Origin of the sequence: Sphingobacterium sp. UBA7625, assembly GCF_002484085.1 — a bacterium.
GTDB lineage: Bacteria > Bacteroidota > Bacteroidia > Sphingobacteriales > Sphingobacteriaceae > Sphingobacterium > Sphingobacterium athyrii.
Genome location: NZ_DLJD01000003.1, coordinates 144,217 through 163,144 on the forward strand (window position 1 = coordinate 144,217; position 18,928 = coordinate 163,144).

The 18,928-nt window shown below is 46.0% G+C and carries 13 protein-coding genes; 5 read left to right on the forward strand and 8 right to left on the reverse strand.

Annotated features, from left to right (window positions below; translation table 11 throughout):
- Window positions 1-20: 20 nt before the first annotated feature.
- Together B4G94_RS00700 and B4G94_RS00705 are read right to left on the reverse strand one after the other, a co-directional pair.
- Complete coding sequence (locus B4G94_RS00700) at window positions 21-1,073, reverse strand: FecR family protein (protein ID WP_286856542.1); 1,053 nt, start codon at window positions 1,071-1,073, stop codon at window positions 21-23.
- A gap of 45 nt (window positions 1,074-1,118) precedes the next feature.
- Window positions 1,119-1,646 carry an RNA polymerase sigma-70 factor gene (locus tag B4G94_RS00705; protein ID WP_286856543.1) on the reverse strand — a complete coding sequence of 176 codons (528 nt, stop codon included), beginning with the start codon at window positions 1,644-1,646 and terminating at the stop codon, window positions 1,119-1,121.
- 396 nt (window positions 1,647-2,042) lie between these two features.
- On the opposite strand from B4G94_RS00705, the gene B4G94_RS00710 reads away from it, so the two are divergent.
- The 3 genes from B4G94_RS00710 to B4G94_RS00720 are packed head-to-tail and all read left to right on the forward strand — an operon-like array spanning window position 2,043 to window position 9,137.
- A complete protein-coding gene (locus tag B4G94_RS00710; RefSeq protein WP_286856544.1) occupies window positions 2,043-5,033 on the forward strand; it encodes a SusC/RagA family TonB-linked outer membrane protein in 2,991 nt (996 codons plus the stop codon).
- A gap of 19 nt (window positions 5,034-5,052) precedes the next feature.
- Entirely contained in the window at window positions 5,053-6,681 is a 1,629-nt protein-coding gene (locus B4G94_RS00715) for a RagB/SusD family nutrient uptake outer membrane protein (protein WP_286856545.1), read from the forward strand.
- Window positions 6,682-6,713: 32 nt separating this feature from the next.
- Window positions 6,714-9,137: a glycoside hydrolase family 127 protein gene (locus B4G94_RS00720; RefSeq protein ID WP_286856546.1), complete on the forward strand. Its 2,424-nt coding sequence runs from the start codon at window positions 6,714-6,716 to the stop codon at window positions 9,135-9,137.
- Window positions 9,138-9,506: 369 nt separating this feature from the next.
- On the opposite strand, the gene B4G94_RS00725 is transcribed toward B4G94_RS00720, so the two are convergent.
- Window positions 9,507-10,988, reverse strand: a complete 1,482-nt coding sequence (locus B4G94_RS00725; protein ID WP_286856547.1) for a hypothetical protein — start codon at window positions 10,986-10,988, stop codon at window positions 9,507-9,509.
- Window positions 10,989-11,024: 36 nt separating this feature from the next.
- Window positions 11,025-11,213 (reverse strand): hypothetical protein, encoded by a 189-nt coding sequence (locus tag B4G94_RS00730; RefSeq protein WP_108633530.1) that lies wholly within the window; start codon window positions 11,211-11,213, stop codon window positions 11,025-11,027.
- A 314-nt stretch (window positions 11,214-11,527) separates the two neighbouring features.
- On the opposite strand from B4G94_RS00730, the gene B4G94_RS00735 reads away from it, so the two are divergent.
- Window positions 11,528-12,154 carry a response regulator transcription factor gene (locus B4G94_RS00735; RefSeq protein ID WP_108633531.1) on the forward strand — a complete coding sequence of 209 codons (627 nt, stop codon included), beginning with the start codon at window positions 11,528-11,530 and terminating at the stop codon, window positions 12,152-12,154.
- A gap of 277 nt (window positions 12,155-12,431) precedes the next feature.
- Here the strand turns inward: B4G94_RS00735 and B4G94_RS00740 are convergent, their stop codons facing one another.
- From B4G94_RS00740 to B4G94_RS00755, 4 genes are all read right to left on the reverse strand, one after another.
- Window positions 12,432-13,583 carry an iron-containing alcohol dehydrogenase gene (locus B4G94_RS00740; protein ID WP_286856548.1) on the reverse strand — a complete coding sequence of 384 codons (1,152 nt, stop codon included), beginning with the start codon at window positions 13,581-13,583 and terminating at the stop codon, window positions 12,432-12,434.
- Between the two features lie 68 nt (window positions 13,584-13,651).
- Window positions 13,652-14,527, reverse strand: coding sequence for a helix-turn-helix transcriptional regulator (locus tag B4G94_RS00745; RefSeq protein WP_286856549.1), 876 nt, complete (start codon window positions 14,525-14,527; stop codon window positions 13,652-13,654).
- 125 nt (window positions 14,528-14,652) lie between these two features.
- Entirely contained in the window at window positions 14,653-16,101 is a 1,449-nt protein-coding gene (locus tag B4G94_RS00750) for an alanine/glycine:cation symporter family protein (RefSeq protein WP_286856550.1), read from the reverse strand.
- 350 nt (window positions 16,102-16,451) lie between these two features.
- Window positions 16,452-17,759 (reverse strand): mechanosensitive ion channel family protein, encoded by a 1,308-nt coding sequence (locus tag B4G94_RS00755; RefSeq protein WP_286856551.1) that lies wholly within the window; start codon window positions 17,757-17,759, stop codon window positions 16,452-16,454.
- 178 nt (window positions 17,760-17,937) lie between these two features.
- Here B4G94_RS00755 and B4G94_RS00760 point away from each other — a divergent pair, with 178 nt between their 5' ends.
- Entirely contained in the window at window positions 17,938-18,927 is a 990-nt protein-coding gene (locus B4G94_RS00760; protein WP_286856552.1) for an NAD(P)H-dependent glycerol-3-phosphate dehydrogenase, read from the forward strand.
- Window position 18,928 lies beyond the last annotated feature (1 nt).

Here is an 18,928-nt window from a genome sequence, read left to right on the forward strand (position 1 = left end):
GCGTTTGTTTAGTTCGTTGGTCAGGGTGCGAGCAGCAGCTGGTCCTTGTCGATCGTGTAATTGATGCCGGCTAACCGCAATATGCGGAGCACCTCTGCAAAGGGTTTCTTTTTGCTGATCTTTCCGCTGAGGATTTTCTTTTCATAGGTCGGCGACAGGGTATAGGTAAAATTGTACCAGCGGGCCAGGTCGGCCATGATCTCGGGCAGCGGTGTCTGCTCAAAGATAAAGTAACCGTCTTTCCACTGTCCCCCTTCGGGCTGGCCGCTCTGCTGCTGCAGGTTGAAGCTGCCCTGCCGCAGGTTCACCTGTACCGCCTGTCCGGGCAACAGCACCTGCTGCCGGCCAGCATTGCTGACGCGTACGCTGCCCTCGTCAAGCCTTGTACTCAGCAGCTGCCCGTCGCTCTCGTACTGCCTTACGTTGAAGGCTGTACCCAGTGCTTGTATGCTTGTGCTGCCCACATGGACGATAAAAGGTACAGTTTTATTTTTGGCTACTTTAAAATAGGCTTCGCCCTGCAGGTAGACGGAGCGCTGCTGCTGGTTGTAGTCCTTGCCGATCTCCAGCCTGCTGTCGGCGTTGAGCCACACCGTGGTGCCGTCGGGCAGCTGCATCCGGTATTCCTGTCCTTTTTTGGTTTGTAGGGCCACTTTGTTGCCCTTGTGCTGGTCCATCCATGCGGAGCCCGGGGGCTGCCGCTCATCCAGGCTGACTACCTGATTGCCGATCAGCAGTTCGGCCTGGAACTGGCCGATGCTAAAGGGCGCTGCCGGCTGTGGCTGCGGCGGACCGGAAAAAAAGTAAATCGCCAGTCCTGCCGTGATAAAAAGAGCGATGCTGGCCGCGACTTTCAGATAGGCCCGCTTCCTCTGCCCGGCCAGCAGTTCGTCGGCAAAGAGCGTCTGCCTGAAGTAGCGGTCTTCGGCCGCAAGATCAAGTTCGGGGATTTCCTTTGCGTTGTTTGCTTTGCTGAGCTGGTTGTACCAGCTTTCGACAAGCGCAGTCTCCTCAGGGCTGCATAGTCCCTGCTGATACTTTTGCAGCAATGACCTAGATAGCGGTTTCTTCATGGGCAGTTGTTGTGTTTGCTGCTTGGAAGACAGGAAAGGGGCAGCTTAGTGGTAGAAAAAAATGAAAATAGTCCGTATTTTTTTTCTGAGGAGCGTCAACGCGTTGTAAATCTGTTTTTTAACCGTCTGCTCAGAAATATCGAGTTCTTCGGCAATCTCGCGGTAGCTGCGCTGTTCGTAACGGCTTTTCTTAAAGATCAGTGCCATTTTACGGGGCAGCTTCTCAATAGCATGTTCGATCTGCAGGGCCAGTTCTTTCTCCCGCAGCAGCTCATCGGGCATGACCTCCAGGGCAGGGCCGGCATGCTCCAGGTAACTTTCGTACCTGCGTCCCACGTCACGGCTGGCGATACGGTTGATCACCAGATTGCGTGCCGAACGGAAGAGATAGGCCTGATAGGAATGCTCGATTTCGAGGCGCTCCATCCTGTCCCAGAGATTCGCAAAGATCTCCTGCACGATATCACGGGCCTCATCGCGGTCGTCCAGCATCCGAAAAACATGCACATACAGCTTGACCCAGTTTTCTTCATAAAGCTGGGTAAACAATTGTCGGACATGGGCTACTTTCATCGTGATGGCTTAGTTAAGTGTCGGTTAGCCAAAATTAGGGTTTATTTTTAGGAAAGTCAATTTATGTTGGATTTAGCGAACAACCTGTAACATCATGCAGTAGGGCAGCGCAATGGGAGGGTCTCCATGCATGCCGCCCGGAGACATGCATAGAGCACGGTATGGATAGGAGTAAAAAAAGATGAGGCAGCGCTTCACTGCGTGATTTCGAAAAGATATATTAAATGTTTGTTTTACATTTATTTTTTTCTTAAAATTGATCTAATAACCGAGGATAAACGTAAAACGATGCTGATGCTGATCTCTGCTGATGTGGAGATATTTATTTTGCCTTAATAAACGTCATCTTAACATTTAAAAATGTTGGGATAAATCAAACCAATTAAATAAACTTTTATGAGCTTCAGAAATGCGAAGGAAAAATGGATCAATTGGTATGGATTGGTCATTTTCACAGGTGTGCTGTTCCCTTCCCAGGGGTACGCGCAGGCACAGCCGGGATTAAAGGGTAGGGTCGAGGACCAGCAGGGTAAGCCGCTGTCGGGAGTCAGTGTCTACTCGAAATCTACCGCCAAAGGTGCCGTTACAACCAATGATGGCGAGTTTACCATTCCGTCTGCTGCCGCAGACACATTGACATTTAGTTTTATCGGATACGACACGCAAAAAGTAGGCGTTGGCGGAAGATCCAATCTTGTGATCAAATTAATTCCCAATAATGAACAGCTCTCCGAAGTGGTCGTCATTGGTTATGGTCAGCAGCGTAAAGGTGACCTGACCAGTTCGGTTGCGACGGTGACATCCGAAAATTTTGTAAAAGCTCCTGTCCAGGATGCGGGCCAGCTGCTGCAGGGCAAGGTCGCCGGTTTAAGCGTAGGGACAACAAGTGGAAATCCGACAGGGGGTAGCCAGATCCTACTACGCGGAAATACAACATTGTTCGGTGCAAATAGTGACCCTTTGGTTATTATTGATGGAATCCCAGGAACATTAAATACCGTAGCCCCCGAAGATATTGAATCCATCGATGTGCTGAAAGATGGTTCGGCAGCGGCCATTTATGGGGTCAGGGGTACCAATGGCGTCATTATCATTACGACAAAAAGGGCAAAAGGTCAGGAAACAAATGTCATTGACTATGCCGGTTCAGTGAGTACACAGTCTATTTTGCGCCAGCCTCAACTCCTCACGGCCACCGACTACCGGAGACAGATCAAAGAAGGTACCCGTGATGCATCTTGGGATCTAGGTTCGGATACCGACTGGTTAAAAGAAATTTCACAGACCCCACTGACGCATATTCATAATTTGACATTTCGCGGCGGAAGCAGTAAAACAAATTATCTGGCATCGGCGAATTACCGGTACCTGGAAGGAATTCTGAAACGCTCCGATAATGAAACATTCAGCGGAAGAATAGATGTCAACCATTCGATGCTAGACAATAAGCTTAAATTCAATCTGAGCCTGCTCAATCAGACCAATAGCTTTACGCAGACACAAGATGGGGGAACTTTTAATGGATATACCTATAGGCAGGCACTGATATTTAATCCAACATCGCCTGTATACAACGACAAGGGGGACTGGTTTGAACAGCCCAGTAATTTCAACTATGAAAATCCCCTCGCTCGTCTCTATGAGAGTGACGGCCAGACCCGTAGCGTAAACTCAAGGATGGCTGGTACGATCACCTATAATCCAATTGCTGATCTGAAATTAAGTTCGCTCTTTTCGTACTCGAGAAATAACATCACGGCAGGCTATTCCGAGACCAAAAACCATATTTCCAATTTAAGGGATAGTCGAAATGGTTATGCGGCGCTTGGGAATAGATTGATCATCGATCGCCTGATGGAGCTTACAGCAGAATACACCAAGACCATCGGAAAGCATCGCGGGAGTATTTTGGGCGGTTATGGTTACCAGGAAAATGAAAATTCGAGCAGTTTTATCCAAAACTGGGATTTTCCGACCGATGTGTTTGGTTACAATAATATCGGGTTAGGTAATGCAATAAAAGATGGTAAGGGGGCAATCGGTAGCGATAAATTTGAGACCAATCTAATCAGCTTTTTCGGCCGGCTGACCTATAGCTACGACGATCGCTACCTGTTACTGGCCAGTGTCCGTCATGAAGGGGCAAGCCAGCTGGTAGGCGCAAAAAGTCCATGGGGTACATTCTCGGCGATTTCCGGAGGCTGGCGGATTTCCAACGAATCTTTTATGGAAGATCAAACAGTCTTTGATGACTTAAAATTGCGCGCCGGATATGGGGTAACGGGAAATCCGCCATCTAACCTCTTTTTGGGACAGGCTCAGTTGGGCTATGGTGGTTACATCTATTCCAATGGACATTGGGTACAATCGCTTGGCCCAACCTCCAATCCTAACCCCAATATCCGATGGGAAGAAAAACGGGAAAGTAATTTTGGACTCGACTTCAGCCTGTTAAAAGGCCTTGTCAGTGGTAATATTGACTATTATATCCGGGATATTAAAGGGCTGTTATATGATTATCAAGTACCGAGCCCCCCAAATTTGGTTACGACAACAAGAGCTAATGTGGGAACCATGCGCAACAACGGGATAGAGGTGCTGCTCAATATAGCGCCGGTGCGTAAACCTAATTTTGAATGGAATACCAGCTTGCTGTTTTCGACAAATACCAATAAGCTGAAAAGCCTGTCCAATGAACTGTACCAAACGACAAATGATTACTTTACAACTGGCGGTACGGGCGAACCGATACAGACCTTTACAAATATTGTCTATATCGGTCAGCAGATCGGTGATTTCTACGGATTTAAAGTTGTGGATATCGACGATAGCGGAAAATGGATCTATGAAGGTGCCGATGCTGCACGCGTAGCATACAACGATTTTGGGCATACCTTTGAGGATAAAAAAGTACTCGGAAATGGTCTCCCAAAATACTATGCAGGCTGGAACAACAATTTCCGCTATAAAAATATTGACCTCTCCGTCACCATGCGCGGCGCATTTGACTATCAAATTCTTAATTTCCAGCGTATGTATCTTGAAAATCCTAGCCTGCAGAATTATAACCGCTTGGCATCGTCGGAGGATTTGGTATTTGGCAAAGCAAAATTAACGGCTCCGCTTGAATTCAATAGTTATTACATTGAAGATGGAGACCATTGGAAGATAGACAATATTACATTAGGGTATACTTTCCGAAATATGAAAAGCAAGTGGCTGAATAATGCCCGTATCTATGCAAGTTCGTTGAATACTTTTGTCATCACAGGATACAAGGGTATCGATCCTGAAGTAAATCGCTTGGGATTGGCTCCGGGTAATGATGACCGTGACAAGTATCCGACCACACGTACCTTCACTTTTGGAGTCAATGTCAGTTTTTAGTTCTTAAAAGATGTCAATTATGAAAAGAAATAATTTAGCAAAGATTTTATTCGTTGGCTGTGCTTTTCTTTCGGTCAGCAGCTGTACAAAATTAAAAGATGATTCCTATACCACTATTATCTCCAATAAATTCCAGCCGACACAAGATGACCTGGCCTCACTTTTGGGAACAGCGTATTCCAACTGGCGCTTTTTGCTACTCGACTGGGATGGCTTATGGCGGGCTCAGGAACTCAGCGGTGATCAGGAAGTCATTCCGGCAAGACCGAATGGATGGGTAGACGGTGGCGTATATAAACGTATCCATCAGCATACATGGACTGCTGATGAAGGTATAGTGGTGCAAACTTGGAACAGAACGTTTGCAGGAATTACAAACTGCAACCGGATCATCTACCAGATCGAATCCGGTATGATTCCCGTGGCGGAAAATCAGGAGGCTGTCATTGCGGAACTGAAAGTGCTCCGGGCGGCTTATTATGCGATTTTATGCGACGCCTTTGGGAATGTTCCTATTGTGACGCAGTTTGACCTCCCCGAAGGCTTTCTCCCGAAACAAAATTCGCGGAAGGAGGTGTATGATTTTGTCGTCAAGGAAATCGAATCCAATAGCGGTTTGCTCAGCGAAAAGAATGACAAAAGTACGTATGGTAAATTGAATAAATGGGCAGCAAATGCATTGTTGGCACGTATGTACCTGAATGCCGAGGTGTATAGTGGTACGGCACAATGGCAGAAAGTAATTGCCACCTGCGATGCAATTATCAACTCGGGTGCAGGCTATATACTGGAAAATAACCAGAAGAATGTATTTGTCACCGAAAACCAGAATTCGAAAGAAATCGTTTTTGCCCTGCCGTTGGATGAAAATTACACCAATAACTGGAATGCATTTGACCTTCATATGCAGTCACTTCCTTCGGAAAGTCAGGCGACCTACAACCTGCTTTCGGCACCATGGGGCGGTATGTGCGCGACACCTCAGTTTATTCGTTCTTTTGATCAAGATGATAGTCGGAATCAGCGTAACTGGATTCAGGGACAGCAATATTCTTCTTCGGGACAACCACTTGTTGTCGGACTCGGCGCATATAAGGACAAGCCTTTGAATTTGATCAATGAGGTTCCTTCGATTGATGCCTCCGAAACCATCCACGGTTTCCGCTTGGGCAAATTTGAAATAAAGCAAGGGGCGGCGGTACAACTCAGTAATGATTATCCGATCGTCCGGTACGCCGAGGTTTTGATGATGAAAGCGGAGGCACTCTTGCGATCCGGAAAGGCCGATGAAGCGGCGCAGATTGTAACGACAGTAAGGCAGCGGGCTTTTCCAGATCAGCCTGCCAAAGCAATTGTTACGGGAAGCCAGCTAAAGGGGGGAAGTACCTATGATTACGGTCAGCGTGACAGCGACGGAAGTACCAAGGAGGGGGGAGCTGATATCAAATACGGTCGATTTTTGGATGAATTGGGCTGGGAATTTGACCAGGAAGCACACCGGCGCACAGACTTGATCCGGTTTGGCGTTTTCAGCACTAAATCGTGGCTCTCTCATAAGGCAACCAAGAATGCAACGCGTAACGTGTTTCCAATTCCACGAGCGGCTTTAAACACCAATTCAAACCTGGTTCAAAACCCTGGATATTAGTAATAAAGGTGAAACGGAAAATGAACGTTAAGATGAAAAAACTAAAATGCTATGCCATACTGACGTCGCTGTTGGCCATTGCCTTTTTTGCTGAAAGTCAGGGGCAGACCAAGGAGGTAAAACAATACGATTACCCCATCAAACCTGTTTCTTTTGTGGATGTGAAGTTTACCGACAAATTTTGGGCGCCTAGACTCAAGATCAACCAACAGGTGACGATACCTATCGCACTCCAACAGTGTTACTCCACCGGAAGAGTTGATAACTTCAAGAAAGCTGGCGGCCTGATGAAGGGATACTTCAATACCGAATATACCTTTGACGATACGGATATTTATAAAATAATAGAAGGAATGGCCTATTCGATACAGACCAGTCCGAGCGTGGAATTGGAAAAACAGATGGATTCACTGATCTATTTTATAGGAAAGGCTCAGGAACCTGACGGTTACCTGTATACCGCGCGTACAGCTGCCGAGCCTGGAAAGCTACACCCATGGACTGGAGAGAATCGCTGGGAGAAAGATCCTGATTTGAGTCACGAACTTTATAATTCTGGACATTTATATGAGGCTGCTGTAGCACATTATCTGGCCACCGGAAAGCGTACATTATTGGAAATAGCCATTAAGAATGCCGATCTTCTGGTAAAGGACTTTTTGGTGGGGGGATTGAAATATGAACCCGGACATCAGATCGTAGAAATGGGCTTAGCAAAGATGTATCGTGTGACCGGAAAAAAGGAATATCTTGATCTGGCGAAATATTTTCTTGACTTGAAAGGAAAAGGTGTCCGGGGTGAGTATGCGCAGAGCCATAAACCGGTCATCGAACAGGACGAAGCTGTTGGGCATGCCGTGCGCGCAGTGTATATGTATTCTGGTATGGCTGACGTCGCAGCACTTACCGGTAACAAGGCTTACTTAAATGCAATCGACAAAATATGGAACAATGTGGTTGATAAAAAGTACTATGTTACCGGCGGAATCGGCGCACGGGGACATGGAGAAGCATTCGGTGATAACTATGAATTACCGAATATGTCAGCTTATTGTGAGACCTGTGCTGCCATTGGAAATGTGTATTGGAACCATCGCCAATTCTTGATGCATGGTGAGTCGAAATATTATGATGTAATCGAACGCACCTTGTACAACGGTGTGCTCTCAGGTGTGGGGCTCTCAGGGGACCGTTTCTTCTATCCAAACCCCTTAGCATCTGAGGGGCAGCATACACGTGCCGAGTGGTTCGGCTGTGCTTGCTGTCCGAGTAATGTATGTCGTTTTATACCTTCGATACCGGGATATACCTATGCGCACAAGGACAATGAAATCTATGTCAATCTTTTTGTGGAAAGCGAAACGACAATTGACCTGCCCGCGAATAAGGTCCACCTTTCACAGAAATCGAATTATCCCTGGGAAGGCCATACGACAATACACGTCACTCCGGAAAAAACTGCTGCATTTGACGTATTGGTAAGGATACCCGGCTGGGCTTTGGAACGTCCGGTTCCAAGTGAGCTCTATACGTATGTTAAGCCCGAAAGAAAAGAAGTGGAAATCCAGCTAAACGGCAAGCCGATTGAATATACCGTCAAGGCAAATGGCTATGCCGCTTTGAACCGTAAATGGAAAAAAGGTGATCGCATCGACATTGTATTCCCAATGGACGTAAAACGTACGATTGCGAATGATCAGGTGAAAGATGATAAAGGAAAGGTGGCATTGGAACGTGGGCCAATTGTATACTGCCTGGAATGGGCAGACAATGATGGTAAAGTCTCGAATGCTGTGCTTACCGATGATGTGGTGGTCAAGAGCAGCTATCAGCCCGATAAACTTAATGGCATTGTTAGCCTGGCAATGGAAGGTAAAAGTATCGCTCGGGACGGGCAGAATAATATGGTAGAGAAGGACAAAAAGCTTACGGCAATTCCTTACTATGCCTGGGCCAACCGTGGTGCTGGCGAGATGGAAGTCTGGATTCCCAGAACAGCCGAATATACAAAGCCATTGCCCGCAATTACAAATTCGACACGCGCAAAAGTGACATCTTCCAAAGGTGAAAATGCTTCATTGGCGAAAGTTAATGATGGCTATTGGCCGAAGAGCTCTTCGGACCGTGATGTCTCTTTTTATGCATTATGGCCAGCGAAAGGAACGCAGGAATGGATAGCTTATGCGTTTGAAAAACCAGTGCAGATCTCCCAGGCAAGTGTCTATTGGTGGGACGACCGACCTTGGGGCGGAAGCAGAATTCCGGATAGTTGGCATATAGAATATCTTGACTCAAATGGCAATTGGGTGCAAGTAAAAAATACGACGGCTTATTCCAACGAGCAAGACAAGACCAATACCGTTACTTTTGAAACCGTTTCGACACAAAAAGTCCGGTTAAAGTTTCAGATGGGCAAAGATGTATCCGTAGGGATCTACGAGTTTGAAGTCAAGTGATGTTATCCTGTACAACAACATAGATAGGTGCTTAAGGAAAAGGTATCTATTTTATTTAGGTGGTTAAAGAAAGCCGTGTCAAATTCATTTTTGGCGCGGTTTCTTTTTTTAATAAGCTTTAAGACGATGGCCCTATTTTACTGTAATTTTTTCACTCCCGGCGGTACTCAGGTTCATGAAATTGATGCAAGCGATTATCACGACCGACGGAATGTCTGGCCAGCTGTACAGTGTCGGTGTATTAAAAGGGAGGGCGGCCGAGCAGCAGAATATGAGGTAATGTAGTGCATACTAATGAAAAGGGACCGTACAGCATAGCGTTACTGTACGATCCCTTTTTTCGTTATAATGGAGACCATCTGGGTCAGGCTACTTGTTTTTCACACAACGTATGGCAGCCCAATTATTTTGATGAATATTCACGATCGAGACGCTGGTTGCTGTCAATATCAATGCCGGCTTGGAATTACCCTGTACGGTCGGGCTTGCCCAATATACCCCAAGAGCATTAGTTGGAATATCGTTGTTACCAGAACCGGATCGGGTAAAATCGTTGTCAGGCAAGAACATGTAATTGTCCAGATTGCTTGTCGGCAATATAGAAGTGCCTAAAAACCATCCGGTCTGCCCATTGTAGCTTCCGCGTACGGTACCTTGGTTGATCAAAGATTGATACTCAGTTTGCGCTGCCGTGCGCCAGCCGGTACCAATGGCCGTCTCACAATAAGAGGCAGAACCGTTACCACTATAAACACTACCTTTCAAATATTGGGCAGCAGCCAGGGTGATAGGCGATGTACCGGTCAAATTGGCTGAACTCCAATAATAATTGGAATTAGGTACATCTATTGCTCCTTTAGGGACAAGGCGCAGTTTTAAGTTATATTTGACGCCTTTTTGTAAGTTCAGGTCCGACAGGTTGATCAGTCCGGATCTTACTCCATTCTGCACTGCATTTAAGGTGACCGTCCCGAAGCTGACTTTACCGGCGCTAGTTCCCTCGGTAATGATCAGCGCAGGGCTGCTTGTCCATAGGAGTCCTGATCCACTGAAACTGATACTACGGGCAGTGGAAGAACCTCCTTGTGTAAAATGGCCGTCAGACAAGTGAACGTTGGCAGTACCGTAATTTGGCGACATGCTGCTACCAACAATGGAGGTGATATTGCCCACCACATTGGCTGATGTGCTCTCCAGAGTAGCCTGTATCTGCGTAAATAAATGGCTGAGGATAAGATCCAAAGAGAGGGTCTGATTTGCGGTTACGCTGGCCGTCTGTTTTTGCCAAAGTACATCCGTGTCTGCACCTGGGGCATCAAATGTGATGTTGGCAAGGTTCTGGTTGAAATTGATATTCGGAAATATCTGGCCGTTTGCCACAGCGACGGCAACGAATGTGTAGGCACCCGGGGCAAGCGTAAGATTCCAGTTTGTACCACTCCCAGTATAGGTGAGTACGCCAGAATCTTTAACATAATCGCCGGCGGAATTATAGGCGGCAACCGCATATTTGGCGCCGGTGCCCAGAGGCTCGGGGCTGGTCGCCATTTTAAGCCCTGCTGAAGCGCGCAAAATATTGGATAGATTGGATGTCTCCGGCGACAGTGTCGCCAGTACAGTTAGTTCATCTCCAAATGGGATAGAAGCTTTCTGGATAGCTATAGGACTGTTTGTATTGCTGGTATTGGATAGTTTTAACTTGGGGTCCGTGCCCCCGTCAGAATAGGACACGCCTCCGATTTTGATACTTACTTTTCCTTCCGTTCCGACAGGATCCGGGCTTTCATTTTTGCTGCAGGCAGTAAACAGTACGGTAAAGAGCGCCAATGCTTGAATAAACTGATTTTTCATTTTCTTAGTTGGTTAAATTAACAGCGAATTGAATGACTACCACCAGCCGTCATTCTGGCTGTGAGTCTGTGATTCTTCGTTATCCCAGGTCTGTTGGATATCACCTGAGGCCTGCGCGTTGGACCCCGCAGCGATGCCATTTTCCAATAATACCTCAGTCACCCATATCTGAGGTGCCTGGTAGTCCAGTTTGCGTGACTGGAGTTTGATAGGTTTCTTTTTCATAATAATATGTTTTATTAAGGGTAAATACTATGCACTATCGTTAGCTCAGCATGAACTTAAACTTTGGCTCAATCCTAAGCAGCCGCATCGGATGTGATTGGGCCGTAAACTAAATTCTGATGTAAAAAAAAGGCTTTATGGCTTCAAAACGATAGCGTGAAAGGGAATATCACCTGTTTATGCGATTGTTTGGCTTCAATATCGCATGAATATGCGATGAATGTAGTTTTTGAGCTACAGCAATGCAATAACACGCTGATATGGTTATATCAAATGATTAGATTTGTTTACGAGATTAATAAAAAGCCAATATTATGAAGACCTCTAGGCATGCAGTCATCTTAGATGATCAAAAGATTGTCGCCTTCTCGTTTGAGCTGTTGCTCAAACGTGAATGTCAAATAGATCTGGTCCAATCCTTTAACAGGGGTAACGACTTATTTCAATTTTTGTACGCTTTCGGAAAGGAGGAGCTGCTTGTTTTTCTGGATTATTACCTCCAAGATGAAAATGGACTCTCCGTACTGACAGAAATAAAGCGTATCAATGGGTCCGCAAAGGTTATCTTTCTGACTGGGGCAACCGCGCCGGCTGTGTTAGCCAGTATGTTGCAATATCGTCCGGATGGTCTACTGAGCAAATCCTGCGAACTGGCGGAGATACAGGCCTGTTTGGCAGCAGTAAATAGTAGGCAGACCTTCATCTGCAGGGAATTCGAACATATCTTGTCCAGCAACGACAAAAGAGTGGAAACTTTTACGCCACGGGAGATCGAAGTGCTGCAACATTTCTCGAATGGCTACAGTGTGGCCGAAACGGCTTCAAAAACCTTTTTAAGTCCACATACGGTAGTGACACACCGTCGCAAAATGATGGCTAAAGCCGGCTGCCAGACGATTGCCCAAATGCTAAAATATGCACGCGAGCACCATTTAATATGATGCGCTGAAAAACATATGCGCATACGATATTGTTAATAGCGATGTCGAGCGCGCAAGGTATCGCCGAACTGGACAAGGAAAACACGCTATTTTATCACCAAAAGCTCGTGTGAAATGAATAGTGTTTTCAATGTTTTTTGAGATAAATTGCAAGATGCTTAAGTATATTGGATAAAGCGCACTGCTGTAGTGCGCTTTAAAGTGTGGCTGCTGAACTGGACTCCAATGAGCCGATGATCCGATCGAAATTCCAGTTTGCTAAAACCCTTAAATGTGATTACCCATTAAAGATAACACCGTCGTAACAGGCATTATAAATGGCCTTGAGATCTTCCAATACCGGAACCCGTGGGTTGAATCCTGTACATGGATCCAGCAAGGCGTTGTTTGTCATGTAATCGATATTTTTCTCCCAATCTGCTTTGGAAATTCCAAATTCTTTGATGGACGAAATATTATTTACCTCAGCACGTAGCGTTTCAATGGCCTGTGCCAGTTCCTCAGCTGTTTCTTTGCCGATCACTTTCGCCAGATCAGGGAAACGCGCGGAAACCTTGGCGTTATAACGGATGACATTGGGTAAGAAGATCGCGTTTGCAGCACCATGCGGAATACCATACAGTGCGCCGACCTGATGGGATAGGGAGTGCACAATACCTAACCAGGCATTGTTAAATGCCAATCCTGCCATGAATGATGCGTCGTGCATGTTTTGACGAGCTTGGATATTTGTCGGGTTGTTGACCGCTTCCTTTAGATTATTGAACACAATTTCTAAGCCACCCTTAGCCAGTACATCGGCATAATTGTCATCGATGTTGGATACATAGGCTTCCACACAGTGCGTAAGGGCATCCAGGCCCGTGTTGGCTGTGATATGGGCCGGCATTGACGCACAGACTTCGCCGTCAACAATAGCGATATCGGGTGTCAGTTCATACGAAACAATCGGGTATTTGACGCCTTTTTCGCGGTCGGTGATGACAGCCAGACCAGTTGTCTCGGTACCGGTACCACTGGTGGATGGGATGGCGATAAACTTTGCTTTGTTGCGCAAGGTAGGTACTGTAAAAGGTTTGACCAAAGCATCGAAATCAGCCTCTGGATATTCGTAGAATACCCACATCATCTTAGCAGCATCAATCGCTGAACAACCGCCAAGACCGACGATCCAATCGGGCTGAAACTCACGCATAGCTGCTGCTCCCTTGAAACTTGTAGCCGATGATGGATCTTCCTCTACGCCATCGAAAACAAACGTTTCAAGACCTGCTTCCTGTAAAAATGCAATTGATCTATCCAACGTTCCGCTTTGACGCATCGAATTTCCCCCTGTCACGATAAAGGCTTTCTTACCTTTAATATTCTTCAGTTCTGCAAGGCTTCCCGCGCCGTGGAATACTTCTCCTGCAATAAATAATTTGCTCATTGTTGTATCTTTTATTTAATGCTTCAAAGATAGGAAGGCAATGAGCCTCCATTATTACACAAACAGGACTACGTGTTATACATTTGAGCCAACTCATTTTGGAGCTGGGTCGGTGTTTCATTGAGCTTTGCTTTCACAAATTTGTTCAGCGCTGCCGGGGAGTTGAACCCCAGGTCAAAGGCAATTTCTTTGTGGGTAATGTCTGCAAACATGAGCTGCCGCTTGATTTCGGTCATGATCCGGTTGTGGATGGTATTGATCGCGGTGTCCCCACAATGTTTTTTGGTAATGGCATTGAGCTTTTTTGGTGTGATGTAAAGCTGATCGGCATAGTATTGTACCGAGCGCTCTTCTTTGTAGTTTTCGTTGAGCAATTTTTTGAATTCGATATACAGGCTTTGGTCTGCTGTTTTAGTTCCCAGAACGGGGTGCTGCCCATGTACGGATTCAATGAGTTTGAGCAACAGGATCTTGATGTAAAAGCGTGCTTCTTCTTTGCGGACCAAACTTGGATTTTGATAAATATCCTGTATAAGCTTGATTGTATGGATACTCTCGGCAAATTCGTCGGTTGACAAAACCGTATTGTTGAGTTGGGTCGACAGGTTGATATTATAGGGGCTCAACTCATTTTTGAGGATATCCGAACAGAATAACACCTCTTCAAACAAGATGATTTTGCCGGCCACCTGATCAGAAAAAGCCTGTATGGCATGCACCTGATCCGGGAAGATGACCGAAATCCGGCTGCTGTTCAGGATGTACTGTCGGTCTTCGATCTGTAGTCGTAGTTCGCCTTCCTGGATCACGAAGATGCAAAAATGGTCTTTTTGATGTGGCGCTGTGTAAGCCTGTAAATGCTCGGCATCAAGGTCAAACACACGGAAAGATAGTTTCTTGTCTTCTATTTTGTTGATCTGCTTTTTAAGGTGTAGTCGTTCCATCAATTCGTTTCTGCTGTTTAAAAAGAAAGGCAAAGGTAGCCATTTAAATTCAGCGACGATGTGCTATTTAGGTTTTGTGACAAGCAAAATACAGCACCAGAAAAAAATGCAACTATTTCAATCAGCTAGTTTAGCGTGTCGCTATTTTTTTTGGACCATAGTTCCATGTTCGGAAAATTATACTTATCGTTGTTAAAAATCGGATCTTTCTTGGCCTTCTGCTGCTCACGATAGTCATCATAAATGGCAAGTACTTTTTTGTGGAGCAATAAAATTGCGATCAGGTTGAGCCAGGCCATGAGTCCAACGCCAATATCGCCCAACGTCCAGGCAGACTTTGCCGTACTGATGCAGCCTACATAGGTGGATACTAACATAAGCAGGCGCAAAACCCAGATAAGTATGGTCTTGTGCTGTTTTTTGCGACTTACAAAACTGATATTGGTTTCGGCAATATAATAATAGGCCATGATAGTCGTGAACGCGAAAAAGGCTAAGGCTAAAGCGACAAAAGCGTTCCCAATGGTAGGGAAGTGATGTGACACGGCCTGCTGCGTAAAGCCCGGTCCCATTTCCGTAGCGGGAAGGTGCTGTACGATAAACCCTCCGTTTGGATTTTCCACATTATATTGTCCCGTAAATAGGATCATCAAGGCTGTCGCAGTACAGACAAACATGGTATCGACATAGACTGAAAAGCCCTGAACCAGCCCCTGCTTAATGGGGTGCGATACTTCGGCGGCGGCAGCAGCATGTGGCGCGGTGCCCTGACCGGCTTCATTGCTGTAAATGCCCCGTTTTACGCCCCATGAAATTGCCATACCCGCCACAGCACCAAAGGTTGCCTCCAGATTGAAGGCGGCTTTTACAATCAGTGAAATGACGGCCGGTATCTGTGTAAAATTGAGACCGATAATGACTAATGCCATCAGAATATAGGCTCCCGCCATAAATGGAACGACATACTCAGCGACGGTACTGATCCGCTTGACACCGCCGATAATAATGATGGCCAGTAAGGCCGCTATGCTCAATCCGGTGACGCTCGGCGACAAGTTGAAGGCTGATTCAACCGCCGCACCGATGCTATTACTCTGCACGCCGGGGAGTAAAAATCCAGTACTGATGATCGTGACGATAGCAAATGCCCAGGCAAAAGCCTTGGAACGCAACCCTTTCAGAATATAAAATGCTGGCCCGCCCCGGTATTCTCCGTCATTGACCTCTTTGTACATCTGGCCGAGCGTAGCCTCCACGATAGCCGATGCACTGCCCAAAAAAGCGATGACCCACATCCAAAAGATAGCTCCGGGACCGCCCATGGCGATGGCTGTTGCAACACCGGCAATGTTGCCTGTACCCACACGACCGGAGATAGCGAGCGAGAATGCCTGAAATGAGGAAATTCCTTTGTCCGAACTATTGCCATCAAAAAGCAAACGGATCATTTCCCGAATTTGCGTGAGCTGCGGGCATCGGAAACGTATCGTAAAATAGATCCCAGTCAACAAACATAGGTATACCAGAGCATCACTCCAGATGATGTCGTAAATTTTATTGATTATATCGTTCATATTTTAAAATTAAATCTTTAGGCGCACTAAAAGTAGGTAAAAAGCAGTTAAAATATAGTATACTTTCCTGAATTTCGTATAGATTATAGTGATTTGATTGAAATTGGTGATATAAATTATGAATAATGCGATTATTTTAGTTTTAATATGTGTTATTTGTACAATATGGGGTTAAAAAAACATAGAATAAGTATTTTTTTTAACAAGATGCGTAGCTCGCCCGATTTGTTTCAATAATGTTTTGGATATCGCTTGAAAGTAGGTCATAAAGACAGCAGACCATGGCTGCAAAAGTACTTTTGATAATTTAAGCCATGGTCTGCCGTATGCGATTGATGAAGCCTTAAAATTTAACTGAAATTGCGTGCTGCCATGAGCATGCGCAGGTCGTCGGATGCGGGCAGTTCAAACACCTGTAGATGAAAGTGTTTAATGGCGGCCAGCAAATGGTCAAATATATCGGCCATAGTATCTTCGAAATAAACCCATTGTGTCCCCTTGGTAAACATGTACAGTTCTAACGGAATGCCGTATTCATTGGGCGCGAGCTGACGCACCAATAGGGTCAGTTCCTGATGGATATTGGGGTTGTGCTTAGCATAGGCAAGTACATAGGCCCTGAACAGACCGATATTGGTCATCCTTCGGCCATTGACAGGCGAGGAGCTGTCGGTATTCCAGGTTTTGTTGTAATCGGCAATCTCACGCTCCCGTTTTTCGATATAGGGGGCCAGCAAGTGGATTTTTTTTAATGCTGTAATTTCCTCGGCACTCAGATAGCGTACAGAAGACATTTTAATGTTCAAAGCCCGTTTTATCCGACGGCCGCCTGTCTCTTGCATCCCGCGATAGTTTTTGAATGAATCACTTAGCAGGGTATAGGTCGGTATGGTGACGATGGTCTTGTCCCAGTTCTGTATCTTCACATTGTTGAGGTTGATCTGCAGTACGTCGCCGTCAACACCATATTTGGGCATTTCTATCCAGTCGCCTACCCGCACCGAGTCATTGGCCGATACCTGGATACTGGCCACAAAGCCTAGAATAGTATCTTTAAATACCAGCATGAGGATGGCGGATGCCGCCCCCAGCGAAACGAGAAAAGACCAGGGCGAATTGCCGGTCAGCAGCGACACGGCCAGTGTGCCGATGACGAAAATCAAAAAAATCTGTACCACCTGCAGGTAACTGTCGATGGGCTTGTCCTTGAATCCTTTTGACGTACGAAAAATATCCCTGCAGGTTTTTAACAGGCTGTTGATGAGATGATAGACTGTAAGCAATACCAACAAATCCAAAAATTTGACAATCGTGGCTGTCAGTACCGGAAAGCCAAGAAAGATGACCGGAAGCAGTTGCCGGGTGAGCAGCGTCAATATGGTCCGGCTCAGCTGCACATGCACCTTATTGGCCAAAAGAAAATCATCCCATTGGGTCGAGGTTCGCCGGGCAATTTTGTTCAATGCCGAATAGAAGATGTTGCGCATCAGGTAATCCAATGCATAGAGCAGCAGGGCAAAAGCCAGAAGTAAACCTACTGCCGTACCCATATGGGCCTGCTGTTCGGGTAAACCTAATGTCGTAAAGAGATTGAAGATGTACTGATAAATTGAACTTGATTGTTGTTCACTGAAGTTGAGCATGTCTAAATTTTTCATATGAACAGACAAATTTACAAAGAAATATAAAAACGGTTTTTTATGTGGTAAATACCCTTTAATAACGGCTTTTCTGTGTTTTATTTGCTTATTGATTAATTTTTATGTATATTTGTAAATTAATAGATAACCAGATGGCGAAAACTTTCTGTTTTTGCGTCTTAAAACCCCCGACAATTTGAATGAGATTAGTGTGATAGGTGGTGGGAGTTGGGCCACGGCCCTGGTTAAAATTTTAACAGAAAATAGCATCCAAGTCAACTGGTATATGCGGCGGTCCGAGCAGGTGCGCTCGATAAACCGTGATGCTGTTAACCCTGACTACCTATCGTTTTTAAAACTTGACAATACAAAAATTTATGCCTCCGATCAACTGGACGAGATCGTGGGTCGGTCGAAAGTAGTTCTTTTTGCCGTGCCCAGTGCGCACCTGCACAATGTTTGCGCTGCAATTCCCAAAGAGGACCTCGCCGAAAAATTTGTGATCACCGCCATAAAAGGGACTGTCGGTCCTGACAATCTACTTCCTAGTTCTTATCTCGCCCGGTATTTTGAGCTGAAAGATTTTCAGCAGGCGATGATTGCGGGTCCTTGCCATGCCGAGGAAATCGCACGGAACAAGAAAACCTATATGACCCTATGCAGTTCTAATGAAACCTTTATCGGCAAGATCTCAAACTGGTTTGCTTCAAGTTATATGCAGGTAAAGTACAGCCCGGATATGGTGGGGGTGGAGTATGCCGCCATTTACAAAAATATTGTGGGCATTGTCTGTGGCATGGCCGAAGGACTGCATTACGGCGATAATTTTATGGCGGTGCTGGTGTCCAATGCCATCGACGAACTGGGGCTGCTGCTGCGTGCCGTTGGCACGCCCGATGCCCGGCTGGGGAGCTCTGCCTATTTGGGCGATTTATTGGTGACGGGCTACTCCGCACATAGCCGCAACCGCGCGTTCGGTAAATATCTTGGCCAGGGGTATTCGGTTTTCGAGGCGCGTCAGCTCATGGGCATGGTCGCCGAAGGATACTTTGCAACCAGGGGGCTGATGGCGACGGTAAAGCGCCTCGGGCTCAATTTACCCCTGTTACAGACAGCCTACCGGGTGCTATACAACCATATGGCTGCAGTGGATGAATTTAAACTTTTAGAAAGAAATATAAGATAAT